This window comes from Brevundimonas bullata (genome assembly GCF_003350205.1).
Lineage (GTDB): Bacteria > Pseudomonadota > Alphaproteobacteria > Caulobacterales > Caulobacteraceae > Brevundimonas > Brevundimonas bullata.
The window spans coordinates 81,596-94,385 of sequence record NZ_QLLC01000007.1; the positions used below are offsets into that span (position 1 = coordinate 81,596).

Annotated in this window: 14 protein-coding genes; 7 read left to right on the forward strand and 7 right to left on the reverse strand. The window is 67.6% G+C overall.

Annotated elements, in window-relative coordinates; translation table 11 throughout:
- Window positions 1-79: 79 nt before the first annotated feature.
- Complete coding sequence (gene alr / locus DXK21_RS05020) at window positions 80-1,117, forward strand: alanine racemase (RefSeq protein WP_114816682.1); 1,038 nt, start codon at window positions 80-82, stop codon at window positions 1,115-1,117.
- A gap of 4 nt (window positions 1,118-1,121) precedes the next feature.
- Here the strand turns inward: alr and DXK21_RS05025 are convergent, their stop codons facing one another.
- Window positions 1,122-1,763: a YIP1 family protein gene (locus DXK21_RS05025; protein ID WP_114816683.1), complete on the reverse strand. Its 642-nt coding sequence runs from the start codon at window positions 1,761-1,763 to the stop codon at window positions 1,122-1,124.
- 160 nt (window positions 1,764-1,923) lie between these two features.
- Between DXK21_RS05025 and radA the strand changes: the two genes are divergently transcribed.
- The 5 genes from radA (at window position 1,924) to DXK21_RS05050 (ending at window position 6,841) form a co-directional block, all read left to right on the forward strand.
- Window positions 1,924-3,297 (forward strand): DNA repair protein RadA, encoded by a 1,374-nt coding sequence (gene radA, locus DXK21_RS05030; RefSeq protein WP_114816684.1) that lies wholly within the window; start codon window positions 1,924-1,926, stop codon window positions 3,295-3,297.
- A 49-nt stretch (window positions 3,298-3,346) separates the two neighbouring features.
- Window positions 3,347-3,883, forward strand: a complete 537-nt coding sequence (locus DXK21_RS05035; RefSeq protein WP_114816685.1) for a CvpA family protein — start codon at window positions 3,347-3,349, stop codon at window positions 3,881-3,883.
- Between the two features lie 82 nt (window positions 3,884-3,965).
- A complete protein-coding gene (gene purF, locus DXK21_RS05040; RefSeq protein ID WP_114816686.1) occupies window positions 3,966-5,471 on the forward strand; it encodes an amidophosphoribosyltransferase in 1,506 nt (501 codons plus the stop codon).
- Window positions 5,472-5,477: 6 nt separating this feature from the next.
- Entirely contained in the window at window positions 5,478-5,819 is a 342-nt protein-coding gene (locus tag DXK21_RS05045) for a VOC family protein (RefSeq protein WP_114816687.1), read from the forward strand.
- Window positions 5,820-6,091: 272 nt separating this feature from the next.
- Window positions 6,092-6,841, forward strand: coding sequence for an SDR family NAD(P)-dependent oxidoreductase (locus DXK21_RS05050; RefSeq protein ID WP_114816688.1), 750 nt, complete (start codon window positions 6,092-6,094; stop codon window positions 6,839-6,841).
- Between the two features lie 110 nt (window positions 6,842-6,951).
- Here DXK21_RS05050 and der read toward each other — a convergent pair whose 3' ends face one another.
- The 6 genes from der to DXK21_RS05080 form a co-directional block, all read right to left on the reverse strand.
- On the reverse strand, window positions 6,952-8,577 hold the full coding sequence (gene der / locus DXK21_RS05055; RefSeq protein WP_114816689.1) for a ribosome biogenesis GTPase Der: 1,626 nt from the start codon (window positions 8,575-8,577) through the stop codon (window positions 6,952-6,954).
- Between the two features lie 32 nt (window positions 8,578-8,609).
- Window positions 8,610-10,031, reverse strand: coding sequence for a PQQ-like beta-propeller repeat protein (locus DXK21_RS05060; protein ID WP_114816690.1), 1,422 nt, complete (start codon window positions 10,029-10,031; stop codon window positions 8,610-8,612).
- Window positions 10,032-10,054: 23 nt separating this feature from the next.
- Window positions 10,055-10,774 carry a tetratricopeptide repeat protein gene (locus DXK21_RS05065; RefSeq protein ID WP_245945108.1) on the reverse strand — a complete coding sequence of 240 codons (720 nt, stop codon included), beginning with the start codon at window positions 10,772-10,774 and terminating at the stop codon, window positions 10,055-10,057.
- A 202-nt stretch (window positions 10,775-10,976) separates the two neighbouring features.
- Window positions 10,977-11,402, reverse strand: a complete 426-nt coding sequence (locus DXK21_RS05070) for a hypothetical protein (protein ID WP_114816691.1) — start codon at window positions 11,400-11,402, stop codon at window positions 10,977-10,979.
- On the reverse strand, window positions 11,392-11,949 hold the full coding sequence (locus DXK21_RS05075) for an RNA polymerase sigma factor (RefSeq protein WP_114816692.1): 558 nt from the start codon (window positions 11,947-11,949) through the stop codon (window positions 11,392-11,394). The genes DXK21_RS05070 and DXK21_RS05075 overlap by 11 nt, the downstream gene beginning before the upstream one ends.
- 25 nt (window positions 11,950-11,974) lie before the next feature.
- On the reverse strand, window positions 11,975-12,448 hold the full coding sequence (locus DXK21_RS05080; RefSeq protein WP_326969792.1) for a DUF6249 domain-containing protein: 474 nt from the start codon (window positions 12,446-12,448) through the stop codon (window positions 11,975-11,977).
- A gap of 99 nt (window positions 12,449-12,547) precedes the next feature.
- On the opposite strand from DXK21_RS05080, the gene DXK21_RS05085 reads away from it, so the two are divergent.
- A complete protein-coding gene (locus tag DXK21_RS05085) occupies window positions 12,548-12,787 on the forward strand; it encodes a DUF2188 domain-containing protein (RefSeq protein ID WP_114816694.1) in 240 nt (79 codons plus the stop codon).
- The last annotated feature ends 3 nt before the right edge of the window (window positions 12,788-12,790 follow it).

The window sequence follows — 12,790 nt, forward strand, 5'->3', positions numbered from 1 at the left end:
GGCGAGTGATAGGCGAGCAGACGGCGGAAAGCCGCGCAAAGCCGGTGGCGCCGCACGAAACTTGCGGCATAAGGGGGCTATGTCCCTCCCCGCCTCTCTCACCGTCGATCTCAGCGCCCTGGCGCGCAATTTCCACACCCTGCAAGGCCTGATCGGCGTGCCGGTCAATCCGGTCGTGAAGGCCGACGGCTATGGCCTGGGCGCCGCCGCGGTGGCCAGGCGGCTGATGGCTGAAGGGGCGCGGACCTTCTTCGTCGCGCGGGCGGCCGAGGGCGTGGCTCTGCGTGAGGCCCTGGGGGCTGAGCCGGTCATCTATGTGCTGGACGGCTGTCACGGCGCGTCAGCGAGTCTGATCAAGGCGGCGAACCTGCGCCCTGTGCTGAACCAGCCCGGCCAGATCGCGGCCTGGACGGCGGCGGGCGGCGGCGCCTGCGGGCTGCAACTGGACACCGGCATGAACCGGCTGGGCTTCCGCGTCGAGGACGCGCCCGAGCCGTTCGAGGGGCTGGAGCTGGTCATGACCCACCTGGCCTGCGCCGACGAACCGGCCAACCCGATGAACCGGGCCCAGCGCGATGCCTATGCCGCCGCAGTCACCCGATATCCGGGCGTGACGCGGTCGTTCGCCAACTCGGGCGGCTGCTTCCTGGGGCCGGACTTCGCCTTTGACGCAGCCCGGCCCGGCATCTGCCTGTTCGGCGGCGGGCCTGAGGGCAAGCCCGACAGGCGCATCGCCCCGGTGGCCACGCTGAACGCCCAGATCATGCAGGTGCGCGACGTGCCGGCGGGCGAGACGGTCGGCTATTCGCAAGGCTATCGCGCCGAGGCGCCGATCCGCGTGGCGACCTGCGGGACCGGCTATGCCGACGGGGTCATGCGCAGCAATAGCCCGAACGGCCAGGTCTGGGTGGCGGGGGCCTTGCGTCCCATCATCGGCCGGGTGTCGATGGACGTGCTGGCGGTGGACGTCACCGGCCTGGACGTGGCGGCGGGCGACACGGTCGAGATCTTCGGCGCCAACCGTCTGGTGGACGACGCGGCGACGGCGGCGGGAACCATCAGCTATGAGATGCTGACCTCGATCACGCCGCGCGTGCCGCGCCTCTACGTCGGCTGAGGGGTCAGCTGAGGGCCAGCGCGCCCAGACCGACCGTGCCGACCACGAAGCTGGCGACGACGCCAGCGGCGATGGCGCCGACGACCATCCACAGCACGATGGCGGAGACGACGACGACCGCCGTATAGCCCAGGGCCTTGTCCTGCGGCGCCTTCATCACGGTCGGCAGACCGAGGTAGAGCAGGTAGAAGCCGTAGAGGCCCAGCAGGCCGCCCAGCCAGGCCAGGGCCGGGAACAGGTTGAAGATCGACGCCACCCAGGCGGCGGTCATCGAATAGACGGCGACCTTCATCGCCTGCACCTTGTCCCTGGTCCCGTTGAAGGTCGGCGCCAGGGCGTCGATGATCAGGCCCAGAACGAAGACCGAGAGCAGCGACAAGCCCCAGGTGACGATGGCGCCCAGAAGGCCGCCGACCACGGGCGTGCGCATCACCGAGCCGAAGATGTGGATCGGGAACAGCTGTCCGCCGATCAGGCTGGCCACCGGGCCGATCGCGGCCAGCAGCATGGCGTAGCGGGCGAACAGGCTGCGCGTCGTGGCGTATTCGGCGTCGATGACCGGCCACTCCAGCTTGGGCCGCATCAGGATGTTCTGCACGCGGGCGACGAGGCCCGGATCAATGGCGGGCGGGTTCGGAGCGGTCATGGGGGCCTCGGCGGGGGGTGAGTCGTATCAGCGCTATAGCTTGGCAGGATGACGGGCATATGAGGCCTAATGCAACCCGCGCGCCCGCCTTGCGTCAAAGCCGGTCGCAGCCGCGCGCATGACCCCTCGCCCGCGCCGCGATTCCTGCTAGGTCAGGGTCATGGCGCGCGATACCCTTCTCTATGTCTGTCAGTCCTGCGGGGCGGTTCACACCAAGTGGGCGGGGCAATGCTCCGGCTGCGGCGAGTGGAACACATTGGCCGAGGAATCGAAGTCGGCCCCGCCCGGCGCGATGAAGCCGAGCTCCACGGCGCGCGGACGGGGCCTGCAGTTCGAGACCCTGCAATCCGACACGCCCGAGCCGCCGCGCATCGTCACCGGCGTGACCGAGTTCGACCGCGTCTGCGGCGGCGGCGTGGTGCCGGGCTCGGCCATCCTGCTGGGCGGCGACCCTGGCGTGGGCAAGTCGACCCTGCTGCTGGAGGTCACGGCCAAGGCGGCGCGCAACGGCGCCCGCGTGGCCTATATCTCGGGCGAAGAAGCCATTGAACAGATCCGCGCCCGCGCCAAACGCATGGGCGTGGCCGACGCCGCTGTGTCATTGGCGTCTGCGACCGCGCTGCGCGAAATCCTGACGACGCTGAAGCGCGACAAGTTCGACATCGTCATCATCGATTCCATCCAGACCCTGTGGTCCGACGCGCACGAGGCCGGGCCAGGCTCCGTGACCCAGGTCCGCGCCTGCGCCGCCGAACTGGTGCGGCTGGCCAAGGACAACGGCCCGGCCATCGTCCTGGTCGGCCATGTCACCAAGGACGGCCAGATCGCCGGGCCGCGCGTGGTCGAGCACATGGTCGACGCGGTGCTCAGCTTCGAGGGCGAGCGCGGCTATCCCTTCCGCATCCTGCGCGCCGGCAAGAACCGTTTCGGCGCCACGGACGAGATCGGCGTCTTCGAGATGAGCGACGTCGGATTGCGTGAAGTGACCAACCCGTCCGCCCTGTTCCTGGGCGAAGGCAAGGAGCGGGCGCCGGGCGCCGCCGTCTTCGCAGGCATAGAAGGGTCGCGGCCTGTTCTGGTTGAAATACAGGCGCTTGTCGCCCCTTCTGCATACGGCACGCCAAGGCGCGCCGTCGTCGGCTGGGACAATGGCCGCCTGGCGATGCTGCTCGCCGTGCTGGAGGCGCGCTGCGGTCTCGGCTTTGGGGACAAGGACGTCTATCTGAACATCGCCGGGGGTTTGCGGATCAGCGAGCCCGCCGCCGACCTAGCCGCCGCCGCGGCCCTTATTTCCTCGGCGCTGGACATGCCCCTGCCCCAGGGCTGCGTCGTCTTCGGCGAGATCGGCCTGTCGGGCGAGGTCCGCGCCGTCAATCGCGCCGAGGCCCGGCTGAGAGAGGCGCAGAAGCTGGGCTTCGACCGCGCCCTGGCCCCGGCGCAGGCCAAGGGCAAGGTCAAGAAGGGCGACGTCGCCATCACCTCCGCCGGCCTGCTGACCGAGGTGGTCGAGCGAATCTCCCAAAACCGCTATTGAGACGGCCTCTGTTCCTCCAGCGCCCCCTCTTCTAAGGACCTCAGCGCGCGTGACCGGCTACGACGTCTTCGTCATCCTTGTGCTTCTGGCCTCCGGCGCCGCCGGCTGGTTCCGGGGCGGCGTGCGCGAGCTGACGGCCCTGTTCAGCTTCTTCCTGGCGGGGTTGCTGGCTCTGATCACCCTGCCGTGGACCGCGCCGTTCGGGCGGTCGCTGGTCGATCCTGACTGGGCCGGGTCGGTGCTGGCCGTGGGGCTGACCTTCCTGATTCTCTATTTCGGCCTGCGCTTCCTCGGCTCGGCCCTTTCCAAGGGCGCGCGCGGGAATGCGCTGGGCGCCTTTGACCAGACCTTTGGTCTGTTGCTTGGACTGGTGCGGGCCCTGGCCCTGATCGGCGGCGCCCACCTGACCATCATGGGGGTGATGACCGACAATCCCCCGCGCTGGCTGACCCAGGCCACCCTGGCCCCGGTCAGCGCCAAGGCCGCCGAGATCATCCAGATCGTGCTGCCGACGCTAGGAAAGGGCGCAGACGCGCTCACGCCCGTCGTCGGATCTTCCGTCCGCGAAGGGTTTTCCGATCAATGAGCCTTGCCCTCGACGTAATGGCGGACTACGTGCGCGGCGCCACCGCCTGAGTTACCCTGTTCCCGGTCATCGGAGCCTGACGATGCGCCACCATATCGCCGATCCCATCATTCACCGCGAACACTGGCGCGAGCCGGAGGATGATCAACTCCGCTTGGAGTGCGGCGTCTGCGGCGTCTGGGGGGCGCCCGAGAACGAAGCCTCCTCCATCGTGGCCCTGGGTCTGCACGCCTTGCAGCATCGCGGTCAGGAAGCGTGCGGCATCGCCAGCGTCCATGACGACCGCTTCTACACCGAGCGCCATCAGGGCCTGGTGGGCGAGGCCTTCGGCAACGCCGAGCTGACCACCCGCCTGCCCGGCGGGGCCGCGGTCGGCCACACCCGTTATTCCACCGCCGGCGGCAGCTTCCTGCGCAACATCCAGCCGATGTTCGCCGATCTGGACCAGGGCGGCATCGCCATCGCCCACAACGGCAACCTGACGAATTTCAAGCACCTGCACGGACAACTTGTGTCCGAAGGCGCGATTTTCCAGTCCACCTCGGACTCCGAAGCCATCCTTCACCTGATCGCCCGCAGCCGTAAGGCCAAGATCATCGAGCGCTTCATCGACGCCCTGGGCCGGATCGAGGGCGGTTACGCCCTGGTCGCCCAGACGCGGTTCAAGATGATCGGCGCCCGCGACCCCCTGGGCATCCGTCCGCTGGTGCTGGGCAAGGTCGGCGAAGCCTGGGTGCTGGCGTCCGAGACCTGTGCGCTGGACACCATTGGCGCCACCTTCATTCGCGATGTCGAGCATGGCGAAGTCGTCGTCATCGACGAGGAAGGCCTGACCTCGATCAAGCCCTTCCCGGCCCGCGCCGCCCGCCCCTGCCTGTTCGAATATGTCTATTTCGCCCGCCCCGACAGCGTGGTGAACGGCCGCTCAGTCTATAACGTCCGCAAGGAAATGGGCCGCCGTCTGGCGCGCGAGTTCCAGGTCGACGCCGATGTGGTCGTGCCGGTGCCGGACTCCGGCGTGCCGGCGGCCTTGGGCTATGCCCAGGAAAGCGGCATTCCCTACGAGATGGGCATCATCCGCAGCCACTATCTGGGCCGCACCTTCATCCAGCCCAGCCAGGGCGCCCGGCAGAAGGGCGTGCGCATGAAACACAGCCCCAACCGCGCCGCGCTGGAAGGCAAGCGCGTGGTCCTGATCGACGATTCGATCGTGCGCGGCACCACCTCGCTGAAGCTGGTGCGCGCCGTCCGCGCGGCCGGTGCCAAGGAGGTCCACCTGCGCTCGGCCAGCCCGCAGATCCTCTTCCCCGACTTCTACGGCATCGACATGCCCGAACGGACGCAGCTGATGGCCGCGACACATTCCATGGACGAGATGCGCGCCATCCTGGAAGTCGATTCCCTCGGCTTCCTGTCCATTGACGGGTTGTACGACGCCATGGGCGTGGGACCGCGCGATCCGGCCCAGCCGCAGTTCACGGACCACTATTTCACCGGCGACTATCCGACCCGTCTGGTGGACCGCGAAATCGAAGAAGGCGGCCGCGACGCACGCGGTGCGCAACTTTCCCTGCTGGTGACCGCTTAAGGCGGGATGATCCAGCTCGGCTACTTCACCCTCGACACGCCTGACGTCGAAAAGGCCCGCGCCTTCTATGCGGGTCTGTTCGGCTGGATGTTCGACGAAGCCGACTCACACCCGACCTACGCCCACGTAAAGGGATCAGACCCCGCCTTTGGCATCACCAAGGGGGAGCACAGGGCCTTTCCCCATCTCTACTTCCGCGTGGACGACATTCACGCGGTCTGCGCCCGCGTACGAGAACTGGGCGGACACGCCGCCATCCCCGCCGAAAGCCCCTCCGGCCTGTCCGCCATTGTCGCCGACGATCAGGGCGTCAGCTTCAGCCTGTGGCAGCCGGCGCCGGGGTACTAATTTTGCCTTCCCTCTCCCAATGGGAGAGGGCTTGAGCCTCCAAGAGCGTAGCGATTGGCAAGGCGAAAGGGTGAGGGTCGCCGTCAACCGTCGGCGTAAGTCATCGCTCCACGGCTTGCGCCGAATGGACCCTCAGCCCCTCACCCTTTCGCGCAAGAACGATCGCTTGCGCTCTCGTGCGCTCAAGCCCTCTCCCGCCGGGAGAGGGATCAGGCTGCACCAATCTCAGCCCCCTCCTTCCAACCCGCGACGGGTCGCGCTATCAGCCCACCATGTCCGAACACGCTTCCCTCCCCCTCGCCAACCGTATCGCCCTGGTCGTCGGCGCCTCGCGCGGCATCGGCTATGAGACCGCCCTCGCCCTGGCCAAGGCCGGCGCCCACGTCGTGGCGACCGCCCGCACCCAAGGCGGCCTGGAAGAGCTGGACGACGCCATCTTCGCCGCCACCGGCCAGCACGCCACCCTGGTCCCGTTCGACCTGGTCGACGGCGGCGCCATCGACCGCCTGGGCGGCGCCCTGTTCGAGCGCTTCGGCAAGCTGGACATCTGGATTCAGGCCGCCGCGACCATGGGGCCGTCGGGCCTTACGCCGGTCGCTCACGCCGAGCCGCGCGAGTTCGCCAAGATCGAGAAGATCAATTTCACTGGCGTCTATCGCCTGATCCGCTCGCTGGAGCCGCTGCTGCGGGCCTCAGACGCCGGGCGCGCCGTTTATCTGACCACCAGCGTCGCGGCCAATCCCCGCGCCTTCTGGGGGATGTATGCCGCGACCAAGGCCGGAGCCGAGGCCCTGGTCAAATGCTGGGCCGACGAGATCGAAAGCACCTCTGTCCGCGCCGCCATCGTCGATCCCGGTCGGATGCGCACCCAGCTTCGCGCCCAGGCCTTCCCGGGCGAAGACCCCGAGGGCCTGCCGCATCCCTCCGAGATCGGCCCCTTGATGGTCGAGCTGACCCGCCCCGACCTGACCCCGCCCCTGACCGTCAGCTTCAAGGACTGGAAGCAGGCTCAGTCGGCCTAGTTCGCCTCCCTCTGGGCTTGCAGAGGGGCAGGAAGCCGTCTGCGAAATTTAAAAGGGCGAGCCGTCATTGCCGACGGCTCGCCCTTTGTCTGTTTGAGGCCTTGGCGGCTCTACTTCTTAGGCGCGTGCTTCTGGCCGGTGCGGACCCGGCCCGAGCGCGAGACCTGCCGCGCGCCGCCGCGGGCGCCCTTTTGCACCGCGATGGACTGGCCGGCCTTCTTGCTGGAGCTGGCCTTCAGACCGCCCAGGGCCTTCACCTTGGGCTTGATGCCCGACTTCTTCTGCTCCAGCGCCTTGCCGGGCAGGTTCGACAGGGCCTCGGCGGCCTTCTCGGCCTTCAACACCTTGCGCGGCGCGGTCTTGGCCGTGCCCTTGTAGCGTTCAGGACCCGACTTGGCGCCGCCCTCGGCATAGGGGTTGGGCGCGCCCGACTTGACCGTCAGCCGGATCGGCGTGCCGGGCAGGTCGAAGCTCTCGCGCAGGCTGTTCACCAGATAGCGCTGGTAGTGCTCCGGCATGTCCGAGGCGCGGCTGGCCATCAGCACGAAGGTGGGCGGACGGGCCTTGGTCTGGGCCATGTACTTGGGCTTCACGCGCTTGCCGTTGACGGCGGGCGGCGGGTGCCTCTGGGTGGCCATGGCCAGCCAAGTGTTCAGGTCCTTGGTCTTGACCTTCACCGACCAGGTTTCATAGGCCTTGATGATGGCCGGCATCAGCCGTTCGACGCCGCGACCATTGTGCGACGACAGGGCGACGAAGGGCGAACCCTTCAGCTGCGGCAGCTTGTTCTCGGCCAGGGACTTGAGCTCGGCCATCTTGGCCTGCGGCTCTTCTTCCAGGTCCCACTTGGACGCGACATAGACCAGAGCGCGGCCTTCGCGCTCGACCAGGTCGGCCAGTTGCAGGTCCTGGGTGTCGAAGGCGTCGTCCTTGTCCATCACCAGCACGACCACCTCGGCGAAGGTGATGGCGCGGATGGTGTCGGCGACCGACAGCTTTTCCAGCTTCTCCTGGACGCGGGCCTTGCGGCGCATCCCGGCGGTGTCGACGAAGCGGATCGCCTTGCCTTCGTATTCCCAGTCGACCGAGATCGAGTCGCGGGTGATGCCGGCCTCAGGCCCGGTCAGCAGCCGGTCTTCGCCCAGCATACGGTTGATCAGCGTCGATTTGCCCGCATTGGGCCGGCCGATGATGGCGATACGGATCGGCTTGTCCGGCTCGTCGATCTCTTCGATGAAGATGTCGGCGGAGGCGGCCAGCAGGGCCTGATACAGGTCGGCCATGCCCTCGCCGTGCTCGGCCGAGATGGCGACCGGCTCGCCGAACCCCAGGGCGTGGGCTTCGCCAACGCCGCCGCCGCTCTCTCGGCTTTCGGACTTGTTGGCCAGCAGGATGATCGGCTTATGCACCTTGCGCAGACGTTCGGCAAAGATGCGGTCCAGCGACGTCACGCCCTCGCGGGCGTCCATCATGAACATGACCACTTCGGCGTCGTCGAGCGCGGCTTCGGTCTGCTCGCGCATACGCGCTTCCAGGCTGTCGTCGGTGACGTCTTCGTAGCCGGCCGTGTCGATCAGCGTCAGATCCATGTCGCCGATATTGCCGTCGGCATAGCGACGGTCACGGGTCACGCCCGGGCGATCATCGACCAGCGCCAAACGCTTGCCGACGAGTCGGTTGAACAGTGTCGACTTGCCCACGTTGGGCCGGCCGACGATGGCGACTTTTAGAGCCATGTCGGCTTTCTAACTCAAAAACAGGAAAAAGGTCAGCGGATGCTGACCAGCTCGCCCTTGTCCGTCAGGACATAGAGGGCGCCGTTATAGGCGGCGGGGGCGATATAGGCCGCCGCGCCCAGCTTGACGCTGGACTGCTGTGCGCCGGTCTTCGGATCAAAGGCCACGGCCTCGCCGTCCGAATTGACCAGCACCAGACGGTTGGAGGCCAGGATCGGGCCCGACCAGGTCGGACGCACGGTGCGCTTGCCGAAGCCCAGAACGCCGCCTTCCTGGCGAACGCGGCCCTCGTTCAGGTCGCGGGTCCAGTAGACCTGGCCCGACTCGCGGTTGACCACGGTCAGTTCGCCCGCCTTGGACACGACATAGACCACGTCGCCGACCGGCAGGGGCGCATTGACGCCCGCGACCGGCAGGGACCACTTGGGCTGGCCCGAGCGGATGTCCATGGCCTGCAGAACGCCCGAGTGGCTGATGGCGTAGACCGAGCCGCGGCTGATGACCGGACGTCCGGCGATGTCGCGGATTTCCGACAGGGCGCTGGTGCGGCTGGTCCGGGACAGGACCTCCTGCCACACGGGCTGGCCGTTCGAGGCGCGCAGGGCGACCAGTTCGCCCGAGGAGAAGGGCGCGATCACCGTGTCGCCGCTGACCGCCGGGCTGGAGGCGCGCATGATGCGGGCCGGCTCGGTGATGCCGCGATAGGACCAGTCCTGCTGGCCGGTGTTCACGTTGAAGGCGATCAGCTGATTGTCGACGTCGATGACGAAGACGCGCTGGCCCGAGACCGTCGGCGCGCCGTGGATCGGCAGATCGACCGTCGAGCGCCAGACCACGGCGCCCGTCGCGGCGTCCAGCGCCGTCATGGTGCGATAGCCCGAGGAAACGAAGACCTTGCCGTCGCTGACGGCCACGCCGCCGCCGAAGCCGCCGCCGCCCGCGCCGCCGCCGAAGCCGATGCCCAGGAAACGCTTGCCCTTGTCCTGCTCGTCGACCTTGACGTCGGCCTTCCACAGCACGGCGCCCGTGCCGGAGTCGACGGCGGTCACGCCGGCCTCGCCATCCAGCACGAAGACCTTGCCGCCGTCAGCGACGACCGGGGCCATGACCTGCCGCGTGTTACTGGACCCGGCGCCGATGTTGCGCTTCCAGGCGACCGAGAATTCCGGCGCGGCGATGACGTGTTCGACCGAGTTTTCCGCGTTGCCGCCGGGCTGGGTCCAGGCCGTGGCGGCCTGTGGACCCGGCAGGAAGAAATCACGACCCGACAGGGCCGCCGAGGGGGCCAGCTGCTGTTCGAACTCCAGGATCGAGATGCGCTGGCCTTCGGACGCCCTGGCGACGTCTTCCTTGGGCTTGCCCAGGCCGAACGGCAGGGCGTTGCGCACAGTGCCGCACGACGCGACGGTCAAAGCGAGGCCGCACAACAGGGCGACTTTCAGCGTACGATTCATGAATGGCGTCCTGAAAGCGTAGATTACGGGCGGGCGGCGGCGGGCGCCGCCTCAGCAGCGGGAGCCGGAGCAGCAGCGGGAGCAGCAGGAGCCGGGGCCGCAACGGGCGTCGGCGTCGCGGCGGCGGCCTTGACGATGGCGGCCAGACCGGCGGCGGTGCCGGAATCGACGGCCTGAACGCCGGCCTGGGCGCGCTGGCGAATCGAATCAGGCACGTTCTGACCCAGTTGCAGCTGCACGAAGATCTGACGGGCGTCGGCGGTCTTGCCGTGTTGCAGCAAGGCCATGGCCTGGGCTTCCTGGGCGAAGGCGTGCAGCGGGCGCTTGTCGTTCGCCAGCGGCTCCAGACGCTTCTGGATGTCGGCCAGGGGCGCGGTGTCCATGATGAGGAAGACGGCCTTCAGCGCGGCGGCGTCGGCGATGATCGGGTCGCGCGAGGCCTTGGCGGCGTCGTCGAACAGCTTGACGGCGTCCTCGGTCTTGTTCGCCGAGACGGCGATCCCGGCCTGCTGCATCAGGGCCAGGGCCTTGTAGGCTCCGTTGCCCGTCTTGGCGGCTTCGGCGAAGGCGGCGTCGGCCCCCGACGGATTGTCAGCCTGCAAAGCGATCATGCCGCGGTCATAGGCGGCCGAGGCCTTGTCGGCTTGATTCGTCTGATAGCTCTGCCAGCCCCACCAGGCCAGGGCGGCGACAAGGGCGACCGCCAGCAGGCCGGCGCCGATGGGCAGCCAGGTGCGGGCCATACGCTTGTATCGATCGGAGCGAAGCTCCTCCTCGACCTGTTCGAAGACATCAACCACGAAACGTCGCCCCAAAAACCGCTGCCAAGACTGGTCGCTAAACCGGCGCGACCCTAGAGGGTCGGCGTCGCGCCCGCAACGCAGGCGTTTACGCCGCGACCCGAAATTTCAGCAGTAGGTCGCGACTTCGTCAGGAAAACGGCGGTCAGATTTCCTGAGACAGTTTCACCACCCCGGCCGCCAGGAGGGCGACCAGCACCCCGGCGGTGGCCCAGAACATCTGCATCCCGCCCATGGCGCTCATGTCCAGGCCGGTCAGGCCCAGCCTGTCCAGCAAGGATTGGGCGGCCTGTGCGGCGTCCACGCCCGCCATGCTCAGCCCCTGGGGAGCCGGCTGCGACCCGGCCGATGCGGACACCGCCGAGGAAGCGAAATTGAAATCGACGTTCAGGACTTCACGCACGGCGATGACGCCGCCGACCAGACCTGCGACCGACAGGGCCATGGTCCTGAAACGCGACGACGTGTTCAGTTTCGCGGCCAAGGCGGCCTCGAACTGGGCCGAATCGGGGAAACTCGGCGCCCGAGCAAACAGGCGCTCGATGGCAGGGTCGAATTCATCAACCGACATGGGACGCGCTCCCGTGAGCAACCGGCGCCGACTGGAGCCGGGCCCGAAGTTTATCCAGACCACGCTTGACATGAGATTTCACCGTTCCAAGCGGCAAATTGATGGCGGCCGCGATTTCGGGATGGGACAGGCCCGCCCCGTGACACAGGGAGACGCACAAGCGCTCCGGTTCAGTCAGCCCCTTCATCGCCTCGTCCAGGTCCATGCGCCCCGCACTGTCGACACTGGGCGCGACCTCGTCGTTTTCGATTTCAGCCACATAGCGCGCGTCCTTCGAGCGACGTTTCAAATAGAGGCGCGCGGCGATCCGCTTGATCCAGGCGCCGAAGGTCCCCTCGCCCCGAAACTCGGCGCATTTCTCGAACGCCAGCAGGAAGGCGTCCTGAGCCACGTCATCAGCCAGGGCGGCTTGCGCCCCCATACGACGCAGCAGGCCGCGCACCGCCGGACTGTGGCGGCGCACCAGCTCCCCGAACTCGCGACGCCCGCCCGCCGCCGACAGGGCGGCGAGCTCGACATCGTGCAGATCGCGTAAAGGCTTGGCCATGACGGTTTCCCCTCCCCGTCGCCCCTCAGCCCTTGTTCTTGTTGAAGATGCTCAGGATGATGAAGGCCAGACCGATCATGCCGGGCACCGCGGCGCTGCCGGCGATCGGATAGAAGGCGTCCATCTCGGCGAAGCTGACCATGTAGCCGAAGAGGGCGATGCCCAGGCTGACCGCCAGCAGAATGACGCCGACGCGCAGGTCGCGGGCCGCCGTCGCCGGCGCCTTGATGTTTTCCTTGCTGAGTGCGTCGATGACTTCGGGCGGCAGCGGCTGGCCCTTGTCGATGGCCGAACGCAGGGTCGCCTGCATCTCCTTGCGCTCTTTGCTCTTCAGCCAGTTCGGCACGATCACGATCGCGCCGATCATGATGAAGAACGCTATGGGAATGAACTCTTCCATGGGTTTCGCCCCTTCTTGAATAGTGGAGCCGAGCGTGACGCTGCGGCCTTCTGATAACAAGAGGCGGTGATCGCGCCGATCAGATGCAGGATCGCGCATGAACTCTTTGTAAGGTGGGGGCGCTCGTCACCACAGCGTGACTCGACTTCGGGCGCGCGGAGGCCAAGCGTCAGCCATCCTCAATCGACAGAGTGGCCCATGACCCGCATCATCTATCGCATCGTCCCCCACGACGGCGGCTGGGCCTACAAGCTGGGCGACAGCTTTTCCGAGACCTTCGCCACCCATGACGCCGCGCGCGCCGCCGCCGTCGCCGTCTCGCGCGAGCAGCAGGTGCCCGACCGCACCTCGTGGATCGAGTTCGAGGACAGCTCAGGTCAGTGGATCACCGAACGCGCGGACGGCCACGACCGCCCGGAAACCACCGTCGAGGATTAGGCG

Excerpts from the sequence above, each read along its gene's own strand:
- der (WP_114816689.1), bottom strand. The coding sequence starts at position 8,577 with ATGGCTCTAAAAGTCGCCATCGTCGGCCGGCCCAACGTGGGCAAGTCG.
- DXK21_RS05025 (WP_114816683.1), bottom strand. The coding sequence starts at position 1,763 with ATGACCGCTCCGAACCCGCCCGCCATTGATCCGGGCCTCGTCGCCCGC.
- DXK21_RS05070 (WP_114816691.1), bottom strand. The coding sequence starts at position 11,402 with ATGTCGGTTGATGAATTCGACCCTGCCATCGAGCGCCTGTTTGCTCGG.
- DXK21_RS05075 (WP_114816692.1), bottom strand. The coding sequence starts at position 11,949 with ATGGCCAAGCCTTTACGCGATCTGCACGATGTCGAGCTCGCCGCCCTG.
- DXK21_RS05060 (WP_114816690.1), bottom strand. The coding sequence starts at position 10,031 with ATGAATCGTACGCTGAAAGTCGCCCTGTTGTGCGGCCTCGCTTTGACC.
- DXK21_RS05045 (WP_114816687.1), top strand. The coding sequence starts at position 5,478 with ATGATCCAGCTCGGCTACTTCACCCTCGACACGCCTGACGTCGAAAAG.
- DXK21_RS05065 (WP_245945108.1), bottom strand. The coding sequence starts at position 10,774 with ATGGCCCGCACCTGGCTGCCCATCGGCGCCGGCCTGCTGGCGGTCGCC.
- DXK21_RS05080 (WP_326969792.1), bottom strand. The coding sequence starts at position 12,448 with ATGCGCGATCCTGCATCTGATCGGCGCGATCACCGCCTCTTGTTATCA.
- radA (WP_114816684.1), top strand. The coding sequence starts at position 1,924 with ATGGCGCGCGATACCCTTCTCTATGTCTGTCAGTCCTGCGGGGCGGTT.
- alr (WP_114816682.1), top strand. The coding sequence starts at position 80 with ATGTCCCTCCCCGCCTCTCTCACCGTCGATCTCAGCGCCCTGGCGCGC.
- purF (WP_114816686.1), top strand. The coding sequence starts at position 3,966 with ATGCGCCACCATATCGCCGATCCCATCATTCACCGCGAACACTGGCGC.
- DXK21_RS05050 (WP_114816688.1), top strand. The coding sequence starts at position 6,092 with ATGTCCGAACACGCTTCCCTCCCCCTCGCCAACCGTATCGCCCTGGTC.
- DXK21_RS05085 (WP_114816694.1), top strand. The coding sequence starts at position 12,548 with ATGACCCGCATCATCTATCGCATCGTCCCCCACGACGGCGGCTGGGCC.